This is a genomic window from Tropicimonas sp. IMCC34011, from assembly GCF_003390865.1.
GTDB lineage: Bacteria > Pseudomonadota > Alphaproteobacteria > Rhodobacterales > Rhodobacteraceae > Tropicimonas_B.
Window position 1 is genome coordinate 180,249 of record NZ_QMEJ01000002.1, and the last position, 21,300, is coordinate 201,548.

20 protein-coding genes and 1 tRNA gene are annotated in these 21,300 nt (G+C 67.3%); 5 read left to right on the forward strand and 16 right to left on the reverse strand.

From position 1 onward, the window contains the following. Positions 1–5 precede the first annotated feature (5 nt). The 4 genes from DQG15_RS07225 to DQG15_RS07240 form a co-directional block, all read right to left on the reverse strand. A complete protein-coding gene (locus DQG15_RS07225; protein WP_116084032.1) occupies positions 6–539 on the reverse strand; it encodes an NADH-quinone oxidoreductase subunit B family protein in 534 nt (177 codons plus the stop codon). After that, the gene (locus tag DQG15_RS07230; RefSeq protein ID WP_116084033.1) at positions 530–895 is read right to left on the reverse strand and encodes an NADH-quinone oxidoreductase subunit A; all 366 of its coding nucleotides are present in this window, start codon (positions 893–895) and stop codon (positions 530–532) included. Before DQG15_RS07230 ends, DQG15_RS07225 begins: the two co-directional genes overlap by 10 nt. A gap of 164 nt (positions 896–1,059) precedes the next feature. Then, positions 1,060–2,241: an N-acetylmuramoyl-L-alanine amidase gene (locus DQG15_RS07235; protein WP_116084700.1), complete on the reverse strand. Its 1,182-nt coding sequence runs from the start codon at positions 2,239–2,241 to the stop codon at positions 1,060–1,062. A gap of 81 nt (positions 2,242–2,322) precedes the next feature. Then, complete coding sequence (locus tag DQG15_RS07240) at positions 2,323–3,462, reverse strand: pyridoxal phosphate-dependent aminotransferase (protein ID WP_116084035.1); 1,140 nt, start codon at positions 3,460–3,462, stop codon at positions 2,323–2,325. 148 nt (positions 3,463–3,610) lie between these two features. Here DQG15_RS07240 and DQG15_RS07245 point away from each other — a divergent pair, with 148 nt between their 5' ends. Both DQG15_RS07245 and DQG15_RS07250 read left to right on the forward strand, forming a co-directional pair. Next, entirely contained in the window at positions 3,611–4,999 is a 1,389-nt protein-coding gene (locus tag DQG15_RS07245; RefSeq protein ID WP_116084036.1) for a sensor histidine kinase, read from the forward strand. Between the two features lie 5 nt (positions 5,000–5,004). Next, on the forward strand, positions 5,005–5,379 hold the full coding sequence (locus DQG15_RS07250; RefSeq protein WP_116084038.1) for a response regulator: 375 nt from the start codon (positions 5,005–5,007) through the stop codon (positions 5,377–5,379). Positions 5,380–5,397: 18 nt separating this feature from the next. Here DQG15_RS07250 and ispG read toward each other — a convergent pair whose 3' ends face one another. The 4 genes from ispG to DQG15_RS07270 all read right to left on the reverse strand — a co-directional run bounded on the left by ispG (position 5,398) and on the right by DQG15_RS07270 (position 10,062). Then, the gene (gene ispG / locus DQG15_RS07255; protein ID WP_116084040.1) at positions 5,398–6,540 is read right to left on the reverse strand and encodes a flavodoxin-dependent (E)-4-hydroxy-3-methylbut-2-enyl-diphosphate synthase; all 1,143 of its coding nucleotides are present in this window, start codon (positions 6,538–6,540) and stop codon (positions 5,398–5,400) included. Positions 6,541–6,644: 104 nt separating this feature from the next. Then, positions 6,645–7,985: a helix-turn-helix domain-containing protein gene (locus DQG15_RS07260; RefSeq protein WP_116084041.1), complete on the reverse strand. Its 1,341-nt coding sequence runs from the start codon at positions 7,983–7,985 to the stop codon at positions 6,645–6,647. Between the two features lie 116 nt (positions 7,986–8,101). Beyond that, on the reverse strand, positions 8,102–9,337 hold the full coding sequence (hemA, locus tag DQG15_RS07265) for a 5-aminolevulinate synthase (RefSeq protein WP_116084043.1): 1,236 nt from the start codon (positions 9,335–9,337) through the stop codon (positions 8,102–8,104). Between the two features lie 155 nt (positions 9,338–9,492). After that, positions 9,493–10,062, reverse strand: a complete 570-nt coding sequence (locus DQG15_RS07270; RefSeq protein WP_116084044.1) for a 5-aminolevulic acid synthase — start codon at positions 10,060–10,062, stop codon at positions 9,493–9,495. Between the two features lie 160 nt (positions 10,063–10,222). Between DQG15_RS07270 and DQG15_RS07275 the strand changes: the two genes are divergently transcribed. Further along, positions 10,223–11,614 carry a dipeptidase gene (locus tag DQG15_RS07275; protein ID WP_116084046.1) on the forward strand — a complete coding sequence of 464 codons (1,392 nt, stop codon included), beginning with the start codon at positions 10,223–10,225 and terminating at the stop codon, positions 11,612–11,614. A 299-nt stretch (positions 11,615–11,913) separates the two neighbouring features. Here DQG15_RS07275 and DQG15_RS07280 read toward each other — a convergent pair. The 8 genes from DQG15_RS07280 to DQG15_RS07310 all read right to left on the reverse strand — a co-directional run bounded on the left by DQG15_RS07280 (position 11,914) and on the right by DQG15_RS07310 (position 19,697). Then, positions 11,914–11,990: transfer RNA gene (locus DQG15_RS07280), tRNA-Asp, on the reverse strand. Between the two features lie 363 nt (positions 11,991–12,353). Beyond that, positions 12,354–12,509, reverse strand: coding sequence for a hypothetical protein (locus DQG15_RS18150; protein ID WP_157968932.1), 156 nt, complete (start codon positions 12,507–12,509; stop codon positions 12,354–12,356). Between the two features lie 108 nt (positions 12,510–12,617). Further along, positions 12,618–14,210: a fucose isomerase gene (locus DQG15_RS07285; RefSeq protein ID WP_116084048.1), complete on the reverse strand. Its 1,593-nt coding sequence runs from the start codon at positions 14,208–14,210 to the stop codon at positions 12,618–12,620. Continuing rightward, positions 14,207–15,829: an FGGY-family carbohydrate kinase gene (locus tag DQG15_RS07290; protein ID WP_116084049.1), complete on the reverse strand. Its 1,623-nt coding sequence runs from the start codon at positions 15,827–15,829 to the stop codon at positions 14,207–14,209. Before DQG15_RS07290 ends, DQG15_RS07285 begins: the two co-directional genes overlap by 4 nt. 4 nt (positions 15,830–15,833) lie before the next feature. Further along, positions 15,834–16,658, reverse strand: a complete 825-nt coding sequence (locus DQG15_RS07295) for an SDR family oxidoreductase (protein ID WP_116084051.1) — start codon at positions 16,656–16,658, stop codon at positions 15,834–15,836. 30 nt (positions 16,659–16,688) lie between these two features. Further along, on the reverse strand, positions 16,689–18,227 hold the full coding sequence (locus tag DQG15_RS07300) for a tripartite tricarboxylate transporter permease (protein ID WP_116084053.1): 1,539 nt from the start codon (positions 18,225–18,227) through the stop codon (positions 16,689–16,691). Beyond that, positions 18,224–18,691: a tripartite tricarboxylate transporter TctB family protein gene (locus tag DQG15_RS07305; protein WP_116084054.1), complete on the reverse strand. Its 468-nt coding sequence runs from the start codon at positions 18,689–18,691 to the stop codon at positions 18,224–18,226. Before DQG15_RS07305 ends, DQG15_RS07300 begins: the two co-directional genes overlap by 4 nt. Positions 18,692–18,713: 22 nt before the next feature. Then, complete coding sequence (locus DQG15_RS07310) at positions 18,714–19,697, reverse strand: tripartite tricarboxylate transporter substrate binding protein (RefSeq protein ID WP_116084056.1); 984 nt, start codon at positions 19,695–19,697, stop codon at positions 18,714–18,716. 168 nt (positions 19,698–19,865) lie between these two features. Here DQG15_RS07310 and DQG15_RS07315 point away from each other — a divergent pair, with 168 nt between their 5' ends. Further along, positions 19,866–20,615, forward strand: coding sequence for a FadR/GntR family transcriptional regulator (locus tag DQG15_RS07315; RefSeq protein WP_116084058.1), 750 nt, complete (start codon positions 19,866–19,868; stop codon positions 20,613–20,615). Further along, on the forward strand, positions 20,608–21,267 hold the full coding sequence (locus tag DQG15_RS07320; RefSeq protein ID WP_116084059.1) for an RraA family protein: 660 nt from the start codon (positions 20,608–20,610) through the stop codon (positions 21,265–21,267). Before DQG15_RS07315 ends, DQG15_RS07320 begins: the two co-directional genes overlap by 8 nt. Positions 21,268–21,300 lie beyond the last annotated feature (33 nt).

A 21,300-nucleotide genomic window follows, 5' to 3' on the forward strand; every position in this document is an offset into this window, starting at 1 on the left:
ATCCTTCAGCGTATGATGGTGCCCGTGCGGCGGATCTTCCTCTGGAGCTGCAGAACGCCATAGAGCGTCGCTTCCGCCGTCGGCGGGCAGCCGGGGACATAGATGTCCACCGGGATGATCCGGTCGCAGCCACGGACTACGGAGTAGCTGTAGTGGTAGTACCCGCCGCCATTGGCGCAGGACCCCATCGAAATGACGTAGCGCGGCTCCGGCATCTGGTCGTAGACCTTGCGCAGGGCGGGCGCCATCTTGTTGGTCAGCGTGCCTGCGACGATCATCAGGTCCGACTGGCGCGGCGAGGCGCGCGGCGCGGCGCCGAAGCGCTCCACGTCGTAGCGCGGCATGGACATCTGCATCATCTCGATGGCGCAGCAGGCCAGGCCGAACGTCATCCAGTGCAGCGAGCCGGTGCGCGCCCAGTTGATGATGTCCGCGGTCGAGGTGACGAGGAAGCCCTTGTCCTGCAGCTCCCGGTTCAGGGTCTGCGTGGCGACCTCCTTGTCGGGACCGGCGTCGTATGCGGCGGTGCTCACTCCCATTCGAGTGCCCCCTTCTTCCATTCGTAGGCGAAGCCGATCGTCAGGACCCCCAGGAACACGATCATCGACCAGAACGCCGTCATCGAGATGTACTGGAACGCCACGGCCCATGGGAACAGGAACGCCACTTCGAGATCGAAGATGATGAACAGGATCGAGACGAGGTAGAACCGCACGTCGAACTTCATCCGCGCATCGTCGAAGGCGTTGAACCCGCATTCGTAGGCGCTGACCTTCTCGGGATCGGGGTGCCGCACCGCGAGCACGAGGCCTGCGAGGATGAGCACGACGCCGAGGCCGATCGCCAGCGCCAGGAAGATGAGAATGGGCAGATAGTCGCTGAGAAGAGCGTCCATGGGGTGCCTCGGATGGGTGCCTTGCCAGAGCTACCTATCCCCGGCCCGTCGGGTGGTCAACAACGCCCCGCCCCGCTCGGCCACCACGATGGCGCGAGGGAAGGCGATAAGGCGGCATGCCCGGCCCCCCGCGCGGCCTGCGGGGTCATCGTCGCGGCAGCGCCTCAGCCGGGCGGCCGGGACGCGTCCTGCGCAATCCAGTCCGAGAGGCCACGGACGATGGCGGCAGCCATTCTCGCGCGCCACTCGTCCGATTGCAGCTTCCGAAGCTCGCTTTCGCTGGAAATGAAGCCGACCTCGATGAGGGCCGAAGGGATGTCCGGCGCCTTGAGGACGGAGAAGCCCGCCCCCTCCCGCGGGCGCTTGTGCAACTGGATGCCGGCAGCCTGCATTTCGGCGACGAGGTGATCGGCGAGCGCATCGGTGCGCGGCGCCGTGTCGCGGCGGGCCATCTCGATCAGAAGGTGCGCGACGACATCGTCGTGACCGGCCAGATCGACACCGCCGAGAAGGTCGTCCCTGGCGTGCCGCTCGGCAAGCAGGCGGGTCGCGCGGGAGGAGGCCTCGTCCGCAAGGGTATAGACCTGCGCGCCCTGCGCCACCCCCTCCTGCACCGCATCGGCATGGAGGGACAGGAACGCGACGGCGCCGGCCTCCCGGGCCACGTCGATCCGTGCCTCGAGCGAGACGAACGTGTCGGCCTCCCGCGTGAGGACGACGTCCCACTCCCCGGTCCTCAGGAGCGCCTCGCGCAGCTCCCGCGCGAACCGGAGCATCAGGTCCGCCTCGTGGACCTGCCCGCGGACGGCACCGGGATCGACCCCGCCATGGCCGGGATCGAGAACGATGACGGGTCTGCGCGGCCCGGTGGTCGCAGGCGGAGGAGGCGCGGCCGCGGCGGGGGCGGTGCCTTCGGCCTCCTTTAGGGTCACCTCGATCAGCGCTCTGCCGCCCTCGCCCCCCGTCGTCATACCGGCTTCGGACACGGTAAGGGGGCGGGACAGATCGAAGACGAGCCGCGTCCAGCCGCCTCTCGCCTCACCGGCCCGCGGCGCCCCGAACGGCTCCGAGACCGCGAGCTCCGGCAGGCGCGCGAGGTCCAGCGTCTTCAGATCGAGCAAGAGGCGCGGCGGCGCGTCCAGCATCTCCACCCGCCACGGCACCGGCCGGTCGAGCGCGAGTGCGAGGACGGGGCCCTGCCGGGTCTCCTCGACGGCGGAGGCGGCGGGATCAAGGCGCGCGGCGGCGGACAGGCCCTGCTGCGCTGCAAGCGGCGCCGCGACAGCGACCGTAACAATGACCGCGGCTGCGAGGCAGGCGGCGCGAAGAAGATGGATGGCTCTCATGTCTGTCTCGGAGGCCTGCTCGGGATCGGCCACCTCTCCCGGGCCGGTCGATACCAGAGGCCGGCGATCCGGGGAACAGTCTCAGCGGCGGGACATGAACTCCGTCAGCCGTTCCAGCCCCTCCGTGATATCCGCGGTGGACCGGGCGTAGGAGAACCGAAGAGTGCGCCCGCCCCTCCCCGGGTCGAAGTCGAGCCCGGGCGTCACCGCCACCCCTGCCCGCTCCAGCACCTCGCCCGCGAAGTCGAGGCTGTCCTGCGAGATACCGTCGAGGCCGGCATAGACGTAAAAGGCCCCGTCGGGCGGAGCGAAGTCGGTGAAGCCCGCCTTCGGCAGTCCCTCCAGCAACAGCGCCCGGTTCGCGGCGTAGACCCCGACGTTGCGGTCCAGCTCCTCGGTGCAGTCCATCGCCGCGAGCGCCGCGACCTGGCTCGCATGGGTCGTGCAGATGAAGAGGTTCTGCGCCAGCCGCTCGTAGCGGCGCACCTCTGCCTCCGGGACGACGAGCCATCCGATGCGCCAACCGGTCATGGAGAAGTACTTGGAGAAGGAATTCACGATGACGGCGTCCGGGTCGACCTCCAGCGCGCTGATCGCTCGGCCTTCGTACTGGATGCCGTGGTAGATCTCGTCCGAAATGAGCGCGGTGCCGGTCTCGCGGCACCGGTCCGCCAGGGCGCCGAGCGCTTCGCGGCCAAGCATGGTGCCCGACGGATTGGAGGGAGAGGCGAGAATCAGGCCGGCCAGACCCGGCGGCACGTCGTCCGGAACAGGCTGGTAGCGGGCTTCAGGGGACGTCGGCAGGCCGACGGGCTGGAGCGACAGGGCGCGCAGGATCTGCCGGTAGGAGGGATATCCAGGCAGCCCCAGACCGACCTTCTCTCCCGCCTCGAACAGCGCGGTGAACGCCAGGATGAAGGCGCCCGAGGCGCCGGGGGTCACGATGACGCGAGCCGGATCGAGCTCGATCCCGTACCACTCGGCATAGAGCCGGGCGATCCGCGCCCTGAGCTCCGGCAAGCCAAGCGCGACGGTATATCCGAGGGGCCCCGCCTCCATCGCCGCCGCGACTGCGTCCCTGGCGCCCTTCGGCGCGCCGGTGCCGGGCTGCCCGACCTCCATGTGCACGATGCGTCGCCCTGCGGCCTCGGCGGCGCGGGCCCGTTCCATCACGTCCATGACGATGAAGGGATCGACATCGCCGCGTGCTGATCGTCTCATGCTCTGAAATCCTCGTGATCGCATCGGGCCTCGCTTGCCCTAGACTCCCGGCCAGGCGCGGGCAATGAAAACGACAATTCGCGGGCTTGAGGCAGGCTTCAAGATCGTTACCATCGTATAGGTTGTTCCCGTAGGGAGGGTACCCGTTTTGACGGCGACGCAAGCTCGCAGCTCCGAGTGGGATGCGGTTCGGTGGCGGCAGGTGATCGACGGGCTCGTCGCCTTCGTGGCCGTTCTCGATGCCGAGGGCCGCCTCAAGGACATCGATCGCGAGGCCCTCACCCAAGGTGGCCTCGATCGCGAAGACGTCCTCGGACAACCGTTCTGGGAGACCTACTGGTTCAATCACGACAAAAGGCTGATGGAGCAGGTTCACTCCGCCATCGAACGCTCCCGCTCCGGAAAGGTGGTACGCTTCGAGGTCACGGTGCGCATGCAATCGGGCGATCTGCCCCTGCGCTGTCAGGCCGCGCCCATCGTGGACGAAGCCGGGCTCGTCGTCGAATTCGTCGTCTCCGCGGTGGACATGAGCGACGAACTCGTGGCCCGCCAGCGGGCCCATGACCATGGCGAACGACTCGCCTTTGCGCTGGACGCGGCGCGGTGCGGGACCTTCGAGTGGAATCCCGATACCGGGGAAATACTGACCGATGACGCGGTGCTGGAGATGTACGGGTTCGAGGAGCCGGTAAACGATATCGCGGCGTTCATCGACCAGGTCCATCCCACGGACCTCTCCAAGGTTCAGCACGCGGTCCGTCTCGCCCTCGAGGATGGAATTACCTTCGACATGCGGTTTCGCATCGGCAAGGGAGTTCGACCCCGCTGGCTTCATGGCCGCGGCCGCGTCATGGAGCGCGACAACGGCACCAAATGGCTCTTCGGCCTCAATCTCGACATTACCGAGGAGATGGAGCGACGCGAACGTCTGGCCTTCCTCAACCGGGAGCTCAATCACCGGGTGAAGAACCTCTTCTCGATCCTCTCCGGCATCGTGCGGATGACGGCACGCGAGGATGACGAATCCGGGAACCTCGTCGACCGGATCACCGACAGGATCGAGGCCCTTTCCGCAGCCTACACGATCGGCATGGAAGCGGGACAGCTCCAGCCGGTTCGGATCGAGGCATTGCTCGACCGCGTCCTCCTGCCCTACGGCCGGGAATTCCAGACCTCCCGGTCCGGGCTTCCCGTCCTCATCCCGAGCGAGGCGGTTCCGCCGCTTGGCATGATCCTCAACGAGATGGCGACGAATGCCCAGAAACACGGCGCCTGGTCGGTGGCGGACGGCATGCTGGATATCTCCTGGCAGCGTCAGGCCCCCATCGAGGAGGGCGGACCCCAGTGGCTTCGGATCGACTGGATCGAGCGGGGCGGTCCGCACCGGCGGGACGCGCCCATGGGCTTCGGCACGCAGCTTGTTCGCGCCTGCACGGCCCAGCTCGACGGAGAAATTGAGCGCAACCGCGCCGAGGGTCAGGTGCACATGCGGCTGAGACTCCCGCTCGTGGACGCGCGCCGAGAGGGTAAAACGTGACAGGGATGAACGAAGCCGACCCCAGCATCCTCGTCGGTCGCACCATCTTCCTCGTGGAGGATCAGGCGATCATCGCCCTCGAACTGCAGTACGAACTGGAAAGTGCCGGGGCGCGCGTCATCGGGCCGGCCCATACGCTGGAGAAGGCGGAGGGATTCGCCAGACGCGGCCGCATCGACGCCGCGATCCTCGACATGGACCTGCGCGGAGAGGATTCGGACCCCGTTGCGGAGATCCTGACCCAAAGGAACATCCCGTTCCTGATCCATACAGGCCACGGCGAGGAAACCGACCTCGATGCCCGCTACCCGGGGGTGCCTGTCCTCGTGAAGCCGGTCAGGTCGCGACAGCTCCTGCGTATCCTCGCCGGACTGCTCTGAGACGGCAGGCGCGCGGCCTTACTCGGCCGCGGTCGCCGAGGCGACCTTCTCGGCCTCCCGCGCGTCGATCTCCGCAGCCTTAGCCTCCACCTGTTCGACGATGTGGTCAATCATCTGGTCATTCGACATGCGGTGGCTTTGCTTGCCGGCAAGATAGACCATGCCGTTCCCGGCGCCGCCGCCGGTGAACCCGACATCGGTCAGGAGCGCCTCGCCCGGGCCGTTCACCACGCACCCGATAATGGACAGGGACATCGGCGTCTTGATGTGCTCCAGCCGGTGCTCGAGTTCGCTCACCGTCTTGATTACGTCGAATCCCTGACGCGCGCAGGACGGGCACGAAATGATGTTCACACCGCGATGGCGCAGGCCCAGGGATTTCAGGATCTCGAAGCCGACCTTGATCTCCTCCACCGGATCAGCGGAGAGCGAGACGCGGATCGTATCCCCGATCCCCATCCACAGGAGGTTTCCAAGACCGATGGCGCTCTTGATCGTCCCGGAGACGAGCCCGCCCGCCTCGGTGATACCGAGGTGGATCGGAGCATCCGTCGCCTCTGCGATGCCCTGATAGGCGGCAGCCGCGAGGAAGACGTCGGACGCCTTCACGCTGATCTTGTACTCGTGGAAGTCATGATCCTCGAGGATGCGGATGTGGTCGAGCGCACTCTCGACCATCGCCTCGGGACACGGCTCGCCGTATTTCTCGAGCAGATGCCGCTCGAGGCTCCCGGCATTGACGCCGATCCGGATGGAGCACCCGTGATCCTTCGCCGCGTTCACCACCTCGCGAACCCGCTCGGGGGCGCCGATATTGCCGGGGTTGATCCTGAGGCAGGCCGCGCCCGCCTCTGCCGCCTCGATGCCGCGGCGATAATGGAAGTGGATATCGGCGACGATGGGAACCGGGCTTTCCGCCACGATCTCCTTGAGGGCCTTGGAGGAGGCTTCGTCAGGCACGGAGACCCGCACGATGTCGGCCCCCGCATCCGCTGCAGCCTGGACCTGTGCGACGGTGCCGGCCACGTCGGTGGTCAGCGTGTTGGTCATCGTCTGGACGGAGATCGGGGCGTCCCCCCCGACCTTCACGTTTCCGACGGAGATCTGGCGGCTCTTCCGCCGCTCGATGCTGCGCCAGGGGCGGACCTGATCGGGTGTCATGGGATGTGACCTGCCTTTCGGGGGCTGTCTGGATCGCTCTTGTGCGAGGACATAAGTCCCCCGCCGGTGACAGGCAACGGCGGAGCCCCGGATTGGGCGCGGGATCAGTCGACCGCGCTGCCGCTCTGCCCCGGAAGCTCGGGCGCAAGGGCCGCCTCGGCCACGCGCACCGCCTCGACGGCGTCGCCGCCCTGAGCGGGATCGACGGCGGCGAATTCGGTGGTCAGCTGCGGCGAGGCCAGCGCAATTTTGTCAACCACCGCGCCGTTTGCGCCCGCCGGGCCGTAGGTCTGACCGTTTACCGCAAAGAAGACCGCCCCGGCCGCGCCCGCGCGGAGCGTCGGGGCTTCCTCGGTTTGCGGGACGACCCACGAATCGCCGGCTTCCATCGTCCTTTCGTAGAGCACCGAGCCGTCCGCCGCCCGAACCCGCACCCAGGCAGGACGCACGGCCAGAAGGACCACCTCGGGCAGCCCTTCGGCGGTCACGCGCGGGGTGGCCGCGCCGTCGATGCCCTGCCCCACCGCTTCGCCGACTGCGGCAGCGATCGCGTCCGCCGTGCTGAGACCGGGACCGACATTGGCGAGCCGGTCGACGCGGCGCGGCTCGGCGTCGGGCGCCGGGTTCGGTCCCATCTGCACCGCGACCTCGGTATTTTGGGAGACCGGCTGGAATTCGCCGGGATCGAGCGCCGCGATCGGACCGTCACGGGCAACCATGACCGGAACGTCCAGCGCCTCGGGGCGATAGAGCCGGTTGAGCGCGTCCGGCGTGGACGCGGAGACGCCTGCGAACTCGGGCGCGTCGTCCTCGCTCTGGACCATGCTGCGCTGCGCCTGCGCCACCGGATCGACCTCGGCGACGACGTCGGGGGAACTTTCGACCGGCGTCATCTGCACCCGCTGGACTTCCTTCAGCACCGACCAGCCGCCAAATCCGATGGCGCCGATCAGCGCGAACAGGACGAGCGTGGAGCCGATCGCGCGGGGTTCCACCCCCGTGAAGGCGGAGGAGCCACTCGGCGCGAAGGACACGCGCGGCGATGCCAAGGGATCGCGGCCCGCCATGTCCGCCGGGGCAGATTTCGGCGCGCTGCGCGGGGTGCCCGGCGCGCCGGGCTTGTCGAGGGCGCTGGTGGTCTGGAAGCCGGCTTCCCGGCAGAAGGTCGCGAAGGCCCATTCGGGATCGAGACCGAGGTAGCGCGAGTATGAGCGGACGTAGCCGGCGATAAAGCCCTGCGTCTCGAACGCATCGGTGTCGGCGTTCTCGATCGCGGCGATGTAGGTGGCCTTGATCTTGAGCTCGCGCTGCACATCGAGCAGCGACTTTCCCAACGTCGCCCGCTCCCCGCGCATGACATCGCCGAGCTTCAGGTCAAAATCGTCAAATCCCACCGGCAGCACGTCCTGCGTGTCCGCCTTGGGCGAAGTCCTGCGCCCGATCATCTGCCCGATCCCGTTCGTGCCACGTCCTGTCCCACGGGCCTGACGAGCGAACGACTCACCGGCCCTTTAACGCGACGCTAACATCTGTTCCGAACCCGCGCGATGCGGAATGAACTTCAGGCCGACAATTCGGCGCGATTCAGCGCACAATGGGACCAGAGACCGTCCATGGCGCGCACGAGTGCATCGATCATACGCGGATCGTGAACGGGAGACGGGGTGAAGCGGAGCCGCTCGGTCCCGCGGGGAACGGTGGGGAAGTTGATCGGCTGCACGTAGATGCCGTGATCCTCGAGCAGACGGTCCGAAATCTTCTTGGTGTGGACCGGATTTCCGACGATCACGGGCACGATGTGGGAGCCGTGGTCGATGATCGGCATCCCAAGACCCTTCAGACGCATCTTGAGGATCCGCGCGATGGTCTGGTGCTGATCGCGGAGCGCCTGGTCCGTCTTCAGATGCCGGACCGACGCGGCGGCAGCGGCAGCGACGGAGGGCGGGAGCGACGTGGTGAAGATGAAGCCGGGCGCATAGGAGCGAATCGCGTCGCAGAGCTTGGCGGAGGTGGCGATATAGCCGCCCATCACGCCGTAGGCCTTGGCCAGCGTGCCGTTGACGATGTCGATCCGGTGAACGTTGCGATCCCGCTCCGTCACGCCGCCGCCCCGAGGGCCGTACATTCCGACGGCGTGGACCTCATCGATATAGGTGAGGGCGCCAAATTCCTCGGCCAGGTCGCAGATCGCGTCGATGGGGCCGAAATCGCCATCCATCGAATAGACCGATTCGAAGGCGATGAGCTTCGGCGTCTCCTTCGGCAGCTCCTCCAGAAGCTCCCGCAGATGCGCCACGTCATTGTGCCGGAAGATCCGCTTCGCCCCGCCGTTCCGACGGATGCCCTCGATCATGCTGGCATGGTTCAGCTCGTCCGACAGAATGACGAGGCCGGGCAGGAGCTTCGGCAGGGTCGAGAGCGTCGCGTCGTTTGCGATGTAGGCCGACGTGAAGACGAGGGCCGCCTCCTTGCGATGAAGGTCGGCAATCTCCGCCTCGAGCTCCTTGTGATAGACCGTCGTCCCGGAGATGTTCCGCGTGCCGCCCGAGCCTGCGCCAGCGGCATCCACCGCGTCGTGCATCGCATCGAGGACCACCGGGTGCTGCCCCATGCCGAGATAGTCGTTGCCGCACCACACCGTGATCGGGCGCTCGGATCCATCGGGGCGGCGCCACGTTGCATGCGGGAAGTTCCCCCGGCGGCGTTCGATGTCGTGGAAGACGCGATACCGCCCTTCCTCATGCAGACGATCGAGGGCCGCGTCGATCGCGGTGTCGTAGCGAGCTTGGTCCGTCACGGGGAACTTCCTTGTCGTATCCTTGCTGGCAGGCCGGGCCTGCTCTGGCGCGTGTATCCTACATACGGATCATGGCGCGCCTTGATATGGAACAAATTGACGCTCACGCCAGCCAACCTGCTCCGAACCGCTGAACAATTCGTGAAGTGCGGCGCTCAGTCCGCGATGACAACCCGGCAATCCCGCGGCCCTTCCGCAGCGGCGGCCGTGTTGCAGACGGACAGCGCGCGCTCCGCCCCGGCCCCGATGCCGAAATGTCCCGTGGCCTCGGAGATCGCCATGGCCTTGGGAGAGGACGCGCCGCGATATTCCTCCTCGAAGGCCGCGGTCGCCTCGGCGGACAGGGTCAGATCCCGCGCCCGGTAGCCCTTCGGCGTGGTGACGGACACGATGACGCAGGGCTCCCCGGTCGTGCGCCGGGCGTTGCAGGCGCCGAGCGCCGCGCGCTGCGCCGCCGCCGGGCTGTGGAAGTTCGCAAGCGCCACGGCGGAGCCGGTCTCTGCCGGATCGCCGGGGGAGACCGCGAGAGCGGCATAATAGTCGAACTGCGCCGCGTACTGCTTCAGCGCGGCGATTTCGGCAGCACCGAGGAAATCGACATCCGCGACCGACACGGCCTGCGCATCGCCCCGGAACAACTGGTCCCGCGCCGCCTCCTCGTTCGCCTGGGCGAACGCGCCGCCGGCCATCAGGAGGGACAGGCTTGCAAAGATCGCTGATCGCATTGTGGCTCTCTTTCGTCTCGGATCATGTGTCGGGCGCGACATTACCCCGCCCCGCCCCGTTCGGCCACCCCGGGGGAATGGGCGCGCCTGACGCGGGGCGGGCGCTGGACAGCAGGCGCCCTCCCTGTAGGCTCCGCGCGAATAATCGAAGGACCCCGAGATGACCGATGACAGATTGAAGCCCGTCCTCGACAGGATCGACGCCGAGATGCCGGCCGCGCAGGAGCGGCTGTTGGAGTTCCTCCGCATCCCGTCGATCTCCACCGACCCCGAGTACAAGGGCGAGACCCGCCGCGCCGCCGAGTGGCTGGCCAAGGACATCGAGGGCCTCGGCCTCGACAGTGCGGGCCTGCGCGACACACCGGGTCATCCCATGGTGGTGGGCCATGGCGGACCGGATGGCGGGGCGCATCTCCTCTTCTACGGCCATTATGACGTGCAGCCGGTCGACCCGCTGAACCTCTGGGACCGCGACCCGTTCGATCCCGCGATCGAGGAGACGGAGAACGGCCCCGTGATCCGCGGCCGCGGCGCCTCGGATGACAAGGGCCAGCTGATGACCTTCGTCGAGGCCTGCCGCGCCTGGGTCGCGGTGCATGGCGCCCTGCCCTGCCGGTTGACCTTCTTCTTTGAAGGGGAAGAGGAATCGGGCTCCCCCTCCCTCATCCCCTTCCTGGAGGAGAACCGCGAGGAGCTTCAGGCCGACGTCGCGCTCATCTGCGATACCGGAATGGCCGCCCCGGGGGTGCCGTCCATCGCGACGCAGCTGCGCGGGATGCTAAAGGACGAGTTCACGATCCACGGCCCGAAACTCGACCTGCATTCGGGACATTACGGCGGTCCCGCCCTCAACCCCTTGCGCGAAATCTCCAAGATCGTCGCCAGCTTCCATGACGAGACCGGCCGCGTCGCCGTCGAGGGATTCTACGAGGGCGTCGAGGAGGTTCCGGCGGAGCTGCTTGCCCAGTGGGAGGACATCGGCATCGACGAGACCGCCTATCTCGGTCATGCCGGCATGACTGTCGCCCACGGCGAGTCCGGCTACTCCGCGCTCGTTCAGCAATGGGCCCGCCCGACGCTGGAAATCAACGGGATGTGGGGCGGCTATACCGGCGTCGGCTCCAAGACCGTGATTCCGGCCGAGGCGCATTGCAAGCTGACCTGTCGCCTCGTCGGCCAGCAGGACCCCGCTGCGCTCCGCCGTGCCGTCCGCGCCCATGTCGAGGCCCGCCTGCCGCAGGATGCCAGCGTCGAATGGAAAGGCGAGCTCGATGGCGCTCCGGCAGCCGTCTTCGACACCACCCGCCCCGAGTTCACCGGCGCGCGGGAGGCGCTGACGCAGGAATGGGATCGTGATGCCGTCTTCACCGCCATGGGCGGCTCGATTCCGGTCGCGGGATACTTCCGGCAGGTCCTCGGCATGGAATCCATGCTGATCGGCTTCGCCTCTGAGGACGACCGTATCCACTCCCCGAACGAGAAATACGACGTCGCCGCGTTCCACCGCGGCACCCGCAGCTGGGCCCGCATCCTCGCCGAGCTCAGCAAGTAAAGCCTGGCAGGCGTCCGCGCCCCTTCGAGGGCCGCGGACGCTTCGGGTCTCCCCTCCCGTGACGCGCAGGATCCGGCTGCTCCGGAGTATTCTCCAAGCTTCCATCGACGAACGGCCGGCCACCTCAGAACCGCTCACCGGCCCCCGACCCCGGCAGCAGGCACCGCCTCCCGTCATGGGACGCCGGAAACCTCTCCGAAAGCGCCGAAACGACGACCGGCGGCGCGATGCGTATGCATCGTCCGTCGGGCCGAACCAGTGATGTCTGGAAATTCATTCGCCCGAGGGCGAGGCAGCGGTGGCGCGGTTGACGGGGCTCGAACCCGCGACCCCCGGCGTGACAGGCCGGTACTCTAACCAACTGAGCTACAACCGCTCGCTGCCCGCTGCGCCTTCGGTCCGTTGGACTGTCCGGCGCGGCGTGAGGGGCGTTCTATGGATACCGCCCGCCCCCGTCAAGCGCGTTTCCAACCTTCCCCAACGACAATTTGCAGTTCTTCCTCAAACCTTTGATCCGAAGGGGAAATTCGCACTGAAAAAGGGGGTCGGCGCTCCCGGAAAACCGGTGAGGACAGCCGGAGCTACTGCGGGGCCGCCATCGGCGCCCCTGCCCGCCGCGCCTCACCATCGCGTGCGCCCCGGCCGGGCGCAGGCGCCCCGGCGCATCGCGTCAGGATGTGCTGTGCTCCCGGACGCCAGAGCGCGCCCAAGGGCTCGGCCGGTTACAGCATCACGGCTGCTAGAGCGCTACGGGGTTCTTGAAGATCCGCCAGGAAACCGGGCCCGGCGCGGTGAGCGCGGCCTCAGCGGGCGGACTGGAAGAATCGAAGTCTATGCCATCCGGCGGTGACATGAGATTGGCCAAGGTAGCGGTAAGGCTATCCAGCATCTCCATGATCGTGGTCTCCTCGGTCTGCCGACCGGGATGGGGACGATCCGGCCCCAATGCGAGGGGGCGCCGCACGCGGTGCCCCCTCGCCTGTCTCGCTGCGGCTGCGCCGGATCAGCTCACGCCGCAGAGCGCGACCTCGAGCCCCAGTTCGGAGGCGAGCGCCGCCTTGGCACGCATGGCGCGGTCGGCCTCCTCGGCGGAGTTCGCATAGGCGACCTGGATGTGGTTCGCCTTGTGGCGCGCCATCATCTGGTCGCGGGTGACGCCCGAGAGGATCGCGCTCATGATCGGCCATTGCGGGTTGGTCGCATCCGAGCGGCGCTTCTCCTCGGCCTCCGGCAGCCTGACGGACCGGCCCCGGCCGATATCCATCTTGAGCCGACCCTCTTCCATGTAGATCCGGGACCAGACGATCTCTCCGGGCTTCGAGAAGCCCTTGAGGGAGCCGCCGCCCGCCGGGAAGAACATCGCCGGCTGACGATGGCTCTCCGAGCCGGACCAGCCGCCGTCGTTGTGTGCCGGGGGAACGGCGCCCGAGATCTCGAAGACCCAGACGAACTCGCTCTTGCCGTCCACCTCGAAGTCCTCGCCCCAGCGCAGGTCGTGGAGCGTGTTCTCCACTGGCTGGCCGAGCGCGCGGAAGAGACGATTGGTCAGCACGCCGTCGAGCGCGGCACATTCGTCCACCTCATTGAAATGCACGACCGCCTCGCCCTGCCGGATCACGCTGCCGTCGGCGCGGGTCACGTCGGGGCGGTCGTCGTTGTTCAGCATGCCCTCGACGAGATCCGATGCCGGCAGGAGATCCTTCAGGCCCTGCTGGTACTGGATGCCGATAGCCTCGCAGCCGAAGCTGTCCGCCATCCGGAGCGCCGCGATGTACATCCGGCACTGGTCGATCACCTGATCCTCGGTCAGCTCCGTCGCGGGATCGGTGCCGAGATGGAACGTCATGCCCCGCTCCAGCATCCACTCGTAGGCGGCGCGGCCCTCTTCCTTCGGGACCTGCGTCGTCGCGTGGTAGAGAGCGGATTGCGACAGGCGCTCCTTGAAGACGCCCATGGGCATCAGGAGCTCGTCGGGGATGATCGCGTTGTACATCCCCATGCAGCCCTCGTCGAAGACGCCGAGAATGACCTTCTCGCTACGGATGTCCGCCGCGATGGAGGCCGCGAGGTCGGCATCCTCGCCCGGAACGCCTGCCCGGTCGAACGGGGTGACGTGGGAGCCGTCGTGGGTGACGGTGCCGGTCTCGAGCCACTCCGCGAGGCCCTTCTGGAAGAACTCGTCGCTGAAATCGACGCTCCAGAGGGAGGAGTAGGTTACGCCGGCCTTTGTCAGCGAGCCGTTGAGGTTCAGAAGGCCCACGAGGCCCGGCCACTGGCCTTCCCAGTTGGCGATGGTCAGGATCGGACCCTTGTGGACCAGAAGGCCGGCGAGGACGTGGTGGGAATACTGCCAGACCGCCTCGGCGACGATGAGCGGCGCCTCGGGATCGATGGTCTTGAACGCGTCCATGCCCTCGCGCTGGGTCGCGATGAAGCCGTGGCCCTCGGGCTTGACGGGATGGGCGCGGACAAGCTCGTGGCCCATCCCTGCGAGAACCTCCGTCAGGCGGTCCTCCATGGCCTTCTGGGCCGGCCAGCATTCGACATTGGCGCTTTCGCGCAGATCGCCGCTGACGACGAGCGAGATGCGGGTCATGATGTCTCCTTCATCAGGGCGACGTAGGCGGCGTAGTCATCCTGCATCCGCCGGAACACCCTGTATTTCCTGTCGTGATAGTCCTTGATGTCTCCGCCGCGCGGCATCACCGCTTCGCCGGGGCCGGACATCGTCTCCATCGCCGCGTCGAGATCCGCAAGGTCTCCCGCTGCGGTAGCCGCCAGCATCGCGCATCCCAGAAGCACCGGTTCGGACTGCGCCGGTACGACGACGCGGCAGCCGGTGGCATCCGCGTTCTCGCGCTGGAAGAGCGTGTTCTGGGCAAGGCCGCCCGACAGGACGAGCGTATCAACCGTGGCGCCCGCGGCGCGCATCTCCTCGACGATATGGCGCGTGCCGTAAGCCAGCCCCTGCATCGCGGCGAGATAGTCGAGCGCGAGGTCGTCCATGCCGGTGTCGAGCGTGATCCCGGCGATCGCGCCCATGCGCCACGGATCTGCCAGCGGCGAGCGGTTTCCGTGGAAATCGGGCTGGACGTGACGCGAGGCGGCGAGGGTCGCGGTCTCCTCCCCCATCCCGGCGAGATGCGCCTCGATGAGATCGGTGATGCGTTTGCCCTCGGCCTCTGCCCGCGCCTTGAGCTCGGCCGAGGCCGAATGCCGCGCGATGACCGCATCGAGAAGCGCGCCCGCGGCGGACTGGCCGCCCTCGAGAGCCCAGAAGCCGGGCTTCAGCGCCCCGAAATACGGCCCCCAGACGCCGGGCACGAAGATCGCCTCGGGATTGATCGAGATGTGGCAGGTCGAGGTTCCGGCGATGACCGCGAGGCGCGCGGAGACGTCCTCGTCGAGCGCGACGCCGAGCGTGCCGAGGGCCCCGGCATAGGCATCGATCATGCTGGCGGAGACGGCGACGCCCTCCGGCAGGCCAAGCTCCTCCGCCGCGGCGGGGGTCAGCGTGCCGCAGGTCTCGCCGGGCGCGGCGAGGTGAGCGCCGATCGCCGCGTGGTTGTCGCGGGCGAGGTCGTCGAGGCCGATGGCGGCGAGAAAGCCGTCATCCCAGCCCTGCCCCTCGGTGCCCTCATGGCCGAGATAGGTCCACTTGCAGACGGTGGAGTTCAGCGACCGGGTCAGCCCGCCCGTGGCGCGGTGCACGAGCCAGTCCGGCAGATCGAAGAACTGCGCGGCATTCGCCCAGGCCTCGGGCAGCTCCCGCTTCATCCAGCGCAGCTTCGGCAGCTCCATCTCGGGGGAGATGCGGCCGCCGACATATTTCAGGGGCTCGCCGCCTATGGCGTTGATCTCCTCCGCGTCGCCCATGGCGCGGTGGTCCATCCAGAGCATGACGTCCTGAGCCGCCGCCCCGCCCGGATCGACGCTGACGGGACCGCCCGACGCGTCGGCCACGACGAGCGAGCAGGTCGCGTCGAAGCCGATGCCTCGCACGTCGCCCGGCTCGGTGCCGGCGGCCTCCAGGGCGCCCCGGACGGCGGCGGTCACCGCCGACCAGATCTCGGCGGAGCTTTGCTGCGCCCAACCGGCGCGGGGGCGATGGGTCTCGATCGCCCGGGCCTTCGTGCCGAGGAGCTTTCCGTCCTCGTCGAACACGCCCGCGCGCGCGCTCCCCGTGCCGACATCAACGCCGATATAGGTCTTCATCTTCTCACCATGCCGTAAATCCACCATCGAGGACGAGGTTCGCCCCCGTCATGTAGCTGGAGGCGTCGGACCCGAGGAACTGGACGATCGGTCCGAACTCCTCGAGCTCGGCCTGCCGACCCATCGGAACGCGTTCGAGGAAGGCATCGATGAATTCCTTGTCGAACGAACCGGTCTTGACGCCGCCGAAGGTGACGAGGTTCACCCGCACCCCCTTCTTGGCCCAGTAGGTCGCAAGATAGCGGGTCATGTTCAAGAGGCCGGATTTGGACGCGGCATAGGAAATCGCCTTGACGAAGGGTTTGCCGTCCCGCTCCTCGCGGTAGGCGTAGAGCGACTGGTTGGGGGAGACCATGCCGTACATTGAGCCGACCATGATGATGGAACCGCGCCCCGCATCGGCCATCTTCGCGCCCACGACCTGGGACATCAGCATGCAGCCCGTCAGGTTCGTCTCGATGACGTCGTCCCAGTACTTCTTGGGATAGACCTCGAACGGCGCGTTCTGATCGGCATCCCCATCCGGCTTGCTGTCGATCCCGGCATTGTTGATCAGGATATGCGGCACGCCCCAGACCTTCTCGAGCTCGGCCGTCGCCGCCTCGATGCTGTCCTTGTCGCGCACATCCGCCTTGAAGACGCGGACTTGGCCGGACAGGCCGGGGAACTGCTCCTCGATCTCCGCCTCGCTGCGCTCCCGCCGGGCGAAGATCGCGACCTTGGCGCCGGCGCCGGCGAGCTGCTTGGTGAACTGGGAGCCGAGCTGCCCGAGACCGCCGGTGACGATGGCGACCTTGTCCGTGACGGAGAAGAAATCGGTCATGTTCATGGGGTATGTTCCTTGTTCGAAAGGGAAATGTCAGGAGGTGAGGCTGTCGTCCGGCTCGCCGGCCATAACCCTGCGGCGCCCCTTGATGGCGCTCCAGACGGTCAGGCCGAGGACGATCAGAACGAAGATGCCGAGGCCGCAGGCGACGGGCCGTTCGAAGAACCCCGTCAGGTTCCCGCGGGAGATCTGCATCGACATGATGAAGTTGCGCTCGAGCACAGGACCGAGCACGAGGCCGAGGATCACCGGAGCGATCGGGAAGTTGTTGCGCTCCATCACGTAGCCCACGAGGCCGGCGACCAGCATGATGCCCACGCCGAAAAGCGTATTGTTGATCGCGTAGGAGCCGAGAAAGCAGCACAGCAGGATCATCGGCACGATGACCGAACGCGGGACCTTCAGCACCATCCGCGCTGCCTTGATCGCAAAGTAGCCGAGCGGAAAGAGCAGCAGGTTCGCGACGAAGAAGGACAGGATGATCGAGGTCGGCATGACCGGGTTCTCGGCGAAGAGCCGCGGGCCGGGCGCGACGCCCTTCATGTAGAGAACGCCCACCGCGATGGCCGTCACCGCGTCCCCCGGGATGCCGAAGACGAGGGCCGGGATCCAGGCGCTCGAGAGGCCCGAATTGTTGGCCGAAGTCGCCTCGATCAGCCCCTCGGGGTGGCCGGTGCCGAATTTCTGCGGCGTGCGGGAGAAGCGGCGGGAGACGCCGTAGGCGATCCAGGCCGCCAGATCCCCGCCAACCCCCGGCAGCGCGCCGAGGGAGGAGCCGAGCGCGGTGCCGCGCACGAGACTGAGCGGATAGGTTTTCAGAAGCCCGAGGATGCCGCGATAGGGCCGCATGGCCCCGTCACTCGCGGGCGTCGCCGCCGTCGCGGCATCCGCCGCGCCGATCCCCGACAGACCGCGGAGGATTTCCGAGAAGGCGAACATCCCGATCATCACCGGTATGAAGCTGACCCCGCCGCTCAGCTCCACCGATCCGAAGGTGAAACGGGGCTGGCCGCTGGTGACGTCGAGCCCCACCGTCGCGATCAGAAGGCCGATCGCGAGCGACACGCCCCCTTTCACAGGGTTGCTGCCGGAGACGAGCGCGCAGGTCAGAAGCCCCAGAAGCGCCAGCCAGAAGAACTCGAAGCTGGAGAAGTTGAGCGCGAGCCGCGCCAGGAGCGGACCCGTCATGAGGAGCACCGTGGCGCCGATCAGACCGCCGAGCGCCGAGAAGAAGAAGCCGATGGAGAGCGCACGGCCGGCATGGCCCGCGCGGGTCATCGCGTAGCTTTCCTCGGTATAGGCCGCCGAGGCCGGCGTGCCCGGAATGCGCAGGAGCGCCCCCGGAATGTCGCCCGCGGTGATCGCCATGGCGGTGGACGAGACGATGAGCGCGATCGCCGGCAGCGGCGCCATGTAGAAGGTGAGCGGCACGAGGAGCGCCGTCGCCATGGTCGCCGTCAGCCCCGGCAGCGCACCGATGAAGAGGCCGTAGACGGCGCCGCCCAGAATCGCGAGCAGCACGTCGAATTGCAGAACGAGGACCGCCGCCTGAAGGAGTGTGTCGAAGCTCATGGCAGGATCGCTCCCAGCGGGCCGGCCGGCAGGCTCACCCGCAGAACGCCCGAGAAGGTCAGGTAAAGGGTCAGGACGAACACCGGCGCAACGATGAGGATCGTCAGAGGACGCGCGCCCATCAGTCCCATCATCACCGCCACGAACAGCAGTCCGAAGAGCGGGAAACCGAGCGGTTCGAAGAGCACCATCCCCAGCAGCAGTCCCGCGAGGGACCATGCCGCGGCGAGCCCCGCCCTGCCCCGTCCGCGCCATTCGTCAGCGTCGAACGCGGGCCCACCCTCGCGTAGTCCGGTCAGGAAGATGATACCCCCGAAGACGATGAGGGCGATGCCGTAGATGGTGGGCATCAATTCCCCTCCGAACCGCACGCCCGGCACCCTGGGGAGCTGTGCAGCTCCCCAGAGCACGGCCAGGCCGAACGCGGTCAGGAGCGGGCCGAAGAGGCGGTCCGCAATCCTCATGTCCTGCTCTCCAACACGGCCCTTACTGGGTCAGACCGGCCGATTCCATCGCCGAGGCAAGGCCCTCGCCGGAGGATTTCACGGTCTCGCCGAAGGTGGCTGCATCCTGGTAGGCAACCGAGAAGCCGCGGGACGCCATGAAGTCCCGGAACTCCTGATCCTGCGTGATCTCCTCGAGGGCGCCTTCGACGGCGGTCACGACCTCGTCGGGGATACCGTCCGGCCCGGCCATTCCGCGGAAGGGCAGCGGGGACCAGTCGATGTCGAAGATCTCGGTGGTCGTGGGCAGGTCGGGATAGAGATCACTGCGCTCGGAGGAGATGAGCGCGACGGTCTGCGCCTCGCCTGCATCAACGAGGGACTGCGCTTCGGCCGGAGAGGTCGAGACGACGTCGATGGCGCCGGAGGCAAGCTGCTGAAGCGCCGGAGCGGAGCCGTCGGACGCGACCCAGTTGGCCTCGGCAGGATCGACATCCAGCCGGTCGAGAAGACCGATCCAGGCAAGGTGAGAGAGACCGCCGCGATTGGCGCCGGAGGCTGCGATGCCGCCCGGATCGGCCTTCACGGCCTCGATCAGCCCTTCAGCGTCGTCATACTCGGCGTCTGCAGCAATGTTCACCGCGATCGGGTCCGCGTTGAACCGGCCGATATAGGTGTAGTCGTCCGTGGTGACGCCGGAGAGGCCCTGCGGCTCATACATCGTCGATTCGATGGTGATGACGCCCAGCGTGTAGCCGTCGGGCTCGGCGTTCGCGATTGCGGAATGGCCGACGAGCCCGCCGCCACCGGTGCGGTTCACGACGTTGAAGGGCTGGCCGAACTTCTCCTCCAGTTCAGCGGCCACGGCGCGCGCCGTGGCATCGGTGCCGCCACCGGCCGACCACGGCACGATCACGGTGACCGCCCGCTCGGGCCAGTCCGCCATGGCAGCGCCGGTGGTCGCGACGAGAACGAGGCCAGCCGCGCCGAAGGCACCGCGAAGAGATCCGCCTTTTACATGAAGCATCGTGTTCCTCCCTTTGATCCGGTTCGCGGCATCCTTCCTCTGGAGGCCGCACTTGACATATGACTTATGTCACAAGTACCGTAATCGGGAGCGAGCGCATCCGTCAACCGGTCTTCTCGGGCAGCGGCGGACCGGGGCGACGCGAAAGGACAAACGCGAGGGACCACCATGAGCATCGGAGCTGCGCAGACCGGATCACGCGAGCGGCTGCATGTCGGCGTCATGACGGCGCTCGAGGAGCGGATCCTCGGCGGCGAGCTGAAGGTCGGGGACAAGCTCTCCTCAGAAAGCCGCATCGCCGAGGAGTTCGGCGTCTCGACGCGCTCCGTCCGCGAAGCGATCCAGGCCCTCGAGACCAAGGGCCTCGTCCAGCGCCGCCACGGGGGAAACACCACCGTCGTGCGGCAGGATGTCAGCGAGTTCATCAGCTCCCTCGCCGTCACGGTGCGGCAGCAGATGGCGGCGCATCCGGAGTATCTGGAACAGCTCATGGGCGCGCGGCGGATGATCGAGACGGAGGTCATCGACCTTCTCGTCGCCTCCGAGACCCCTGTGACCGAGGATGTGACCCAGGCCCTCCGCGCAATGGAAAAGGCACGTGACGACGGCGCATTCGATGCGTTCGTCATCGCCGACGCCCGCTTTCACCTCGCCCTCGTCCACGCCTCCGGCAACTCCATCCTCGCGCTGATGTACGAGAACTTCGCCAACCTCATCACCGAGATGATCGAGGTGTCGAGCCGCGTTCCGACGAAGTCGCTGACCGAGGCCTACGACGAACACGAGCAGATCTACGACCGTATCGCGCGCCGGGACGGCGCCGGCGCGAAAGACCTGATGCGAGAGCAGATCGCACGCAGCACCGAATATCTGCGCATTGCCGCGCAGACCGAAAGGGAGAAGAAATCGAATGTTTGAGACCGACTACAGCCCCGCCGAGCAGGATGCGATCGAGAGGCTGAAGGCCTGGTATTCGGGCGACGTCCACGACAGCATGGAAGCCCTCGGCCACTTCGGCTACCTCGAGGGGATCTCGCTGCAGGGGACCCTCGATGAGGGCGCTGTCGTCGTCGGCCCCGCCGTGACCGTGTCCTTCAAGCCGTCGGATCGCAAGGGTGAGCCGCAGGACGTCTACCACAATGCCATCGACAACGTCCCGCAGGGCGGAGTGCTCGTCCTAGACGCTTCCTGCGCGGACGGGGCCTGCTCGGGAGAGCTGATGTCCACCGGCGCGAAGACCGCCGGCGCCGCGGCGACGATCGTGAACGGAACCGTGCGGGATCTCGCTCAGGTGCGCCGCCTCGGCTACCCCCTCTTCGGCACGCATCCGAGCCCGGTCGGCGTGAGCGGGCGGAAGGAGCCGGCCGAGAGCCAGATTCCGATCACCATCGGCCGAGTCACGGTGAAGCCCGGCGACGTGATCTTCGCCGACATTGACGGCGTGATCTGCGTGCCCCGCGATCACCTGATCGCCATCGCCGACGAAGCGGATGCCAACGGCCGGAACGAGGCATCGGCCCGCGAACGCATCCTCAAGGGCGAGAAACTGCAATCGGTCTGGCCCGCCTGATCCCCGCCGACGCCATTCGCGAAGGGCAGGCAA

Excerpts from the sequence above, each read along its gene's own strand:
- DQG15_RS07225 (WP_116084032.1), bottom strand. The coding sequence starts at position 539 with ATGGGAGTGAGCACCGCCGCATACGACGCCGGTCCCGACAAGGAGGTC.
- DQG15_RS07230 (WP_116084033.1), bottom strand. The coding sequence starts at position 895 with ATGGACGCTCTTCTCAGCGACTATCTGCCCATTCTCATCTTCCTGGCG.
- DQG15_RS07235 (WP_116084700.1), bottom strand. The coding sequence starts at position 2,241 with ATGAGAGCCATCCATCTTCTTCGCGCCGCCTGCCTCGCAGCCGCGGTC.
- DQG15_RS07240 (WP_116084035.1), bottom strand. The coding sequence starts at position 3,462 with ATGAGACGATCAGCACGCGGCGATGTCGATCCCTTCATCGTCATGGAC.
- DQG15_RS07250 (WP_116084038.1), top strand. The coding sequence starts at position 5,005 with ATGAACGAAGCCGACCCCAGCATCCTCGTCGGTCGCACCATCTTCCTC.
- ispG (WP_116084040.1), bottom strand. The coding sequence starts at position 6,540 with ATGACACCCGATCAGGTCCGCCCCTGGCGCAGCATCGAGCGGCGGAAG.
- DQG15_RS07260 (WP_116084041.1), bottom strand. The coding sequence starts at position 7,985 with ATGATCGGGCGCAGGACTTCGCCCAAGGCGGACACGCAGGACGTGCTG.
- DQG15_RS07270 (WP_116084044.1), bottom strand. The coding sequence starts at position 10,062 with ATGCGATCAGCGATCTTTGCAAGCCTGTCCCTCCTGATGGCCGGCGGC.
- DQG15_RS07275 (WP_116084046.1), top strand. The coding sequence starts at position 10,223 with ATGACCGATGACAGATTGAAGCCCGTCCTCGACAGGATCGACGCCGAG.
- DQG15_RS18150 (WP_157968932.1), bottom strand. The coding sequence starts at position 12,509 with ATGGAGATGCTGGATAGCCTTACCGCTACCTTGGCCAATCTCATGTCA.
- DQG15_RS07285 (WP_116084048.1), bottom strand. The coding sequence starts at position 14,210 with ATGACCCGCATCTCGCTCGTCGTCAGCGGCGATCTGCGCGAAAGCGCC.
- DQG15_RS07290 (WP_116084049.1), bottom strand. The coding sequence starts at position 15,829 with ATGAAGACCTATATCGGCGTTGATGTCGGCACGGGGAGCGCGCGCGCG.
- DQG15_RS07295 (WP_116084051.1), bottom strand. The coding sequence starts at position 16,658 with ATGAACATGACCGATTTCTTCTCCGTCACGGACAAGGTCGCCATCGTC.
- DQG15_RS07300 (WP_116084053.1), bottom strand. The coding sequence starts at position 18,227 with ATGAGCTTCGACACACTCCTTCAGGCGGCGGTCCTCGTTCTGCAATTC.
- DQG15_RS07305 (WP_116084054.1), bottom strand. The coding sequence starts at position 18,691 with ATGAGGATTGCGGACCGCCTCTTCGGCCCGCTCCTGACCGCGTTCGGC.
- DQG15_RS07310 (WP_116084056.1), bottom strand. The coding sequence starts at position 19,697 with ATGCTTCATGTAAAAGGCGGATCTCTTCGCGGTGCCTTCGGCGCGGCT.
- DQG15_RS07315 (WP_116084058.1), top strand. The coding sequence starts at position 19,866 with ATGAGCATCGGAGCTGCGCAGACCGGATCACGCGAGCGGCTGCATGTC.
- DQG15_RS07320 (WP_116084059.1), top strand. The coding sequence starts at position 20,608 with ATGTTTGAGACCGACTACAGCCCCGCCGAGCAGGATGCGATCGAGAGG.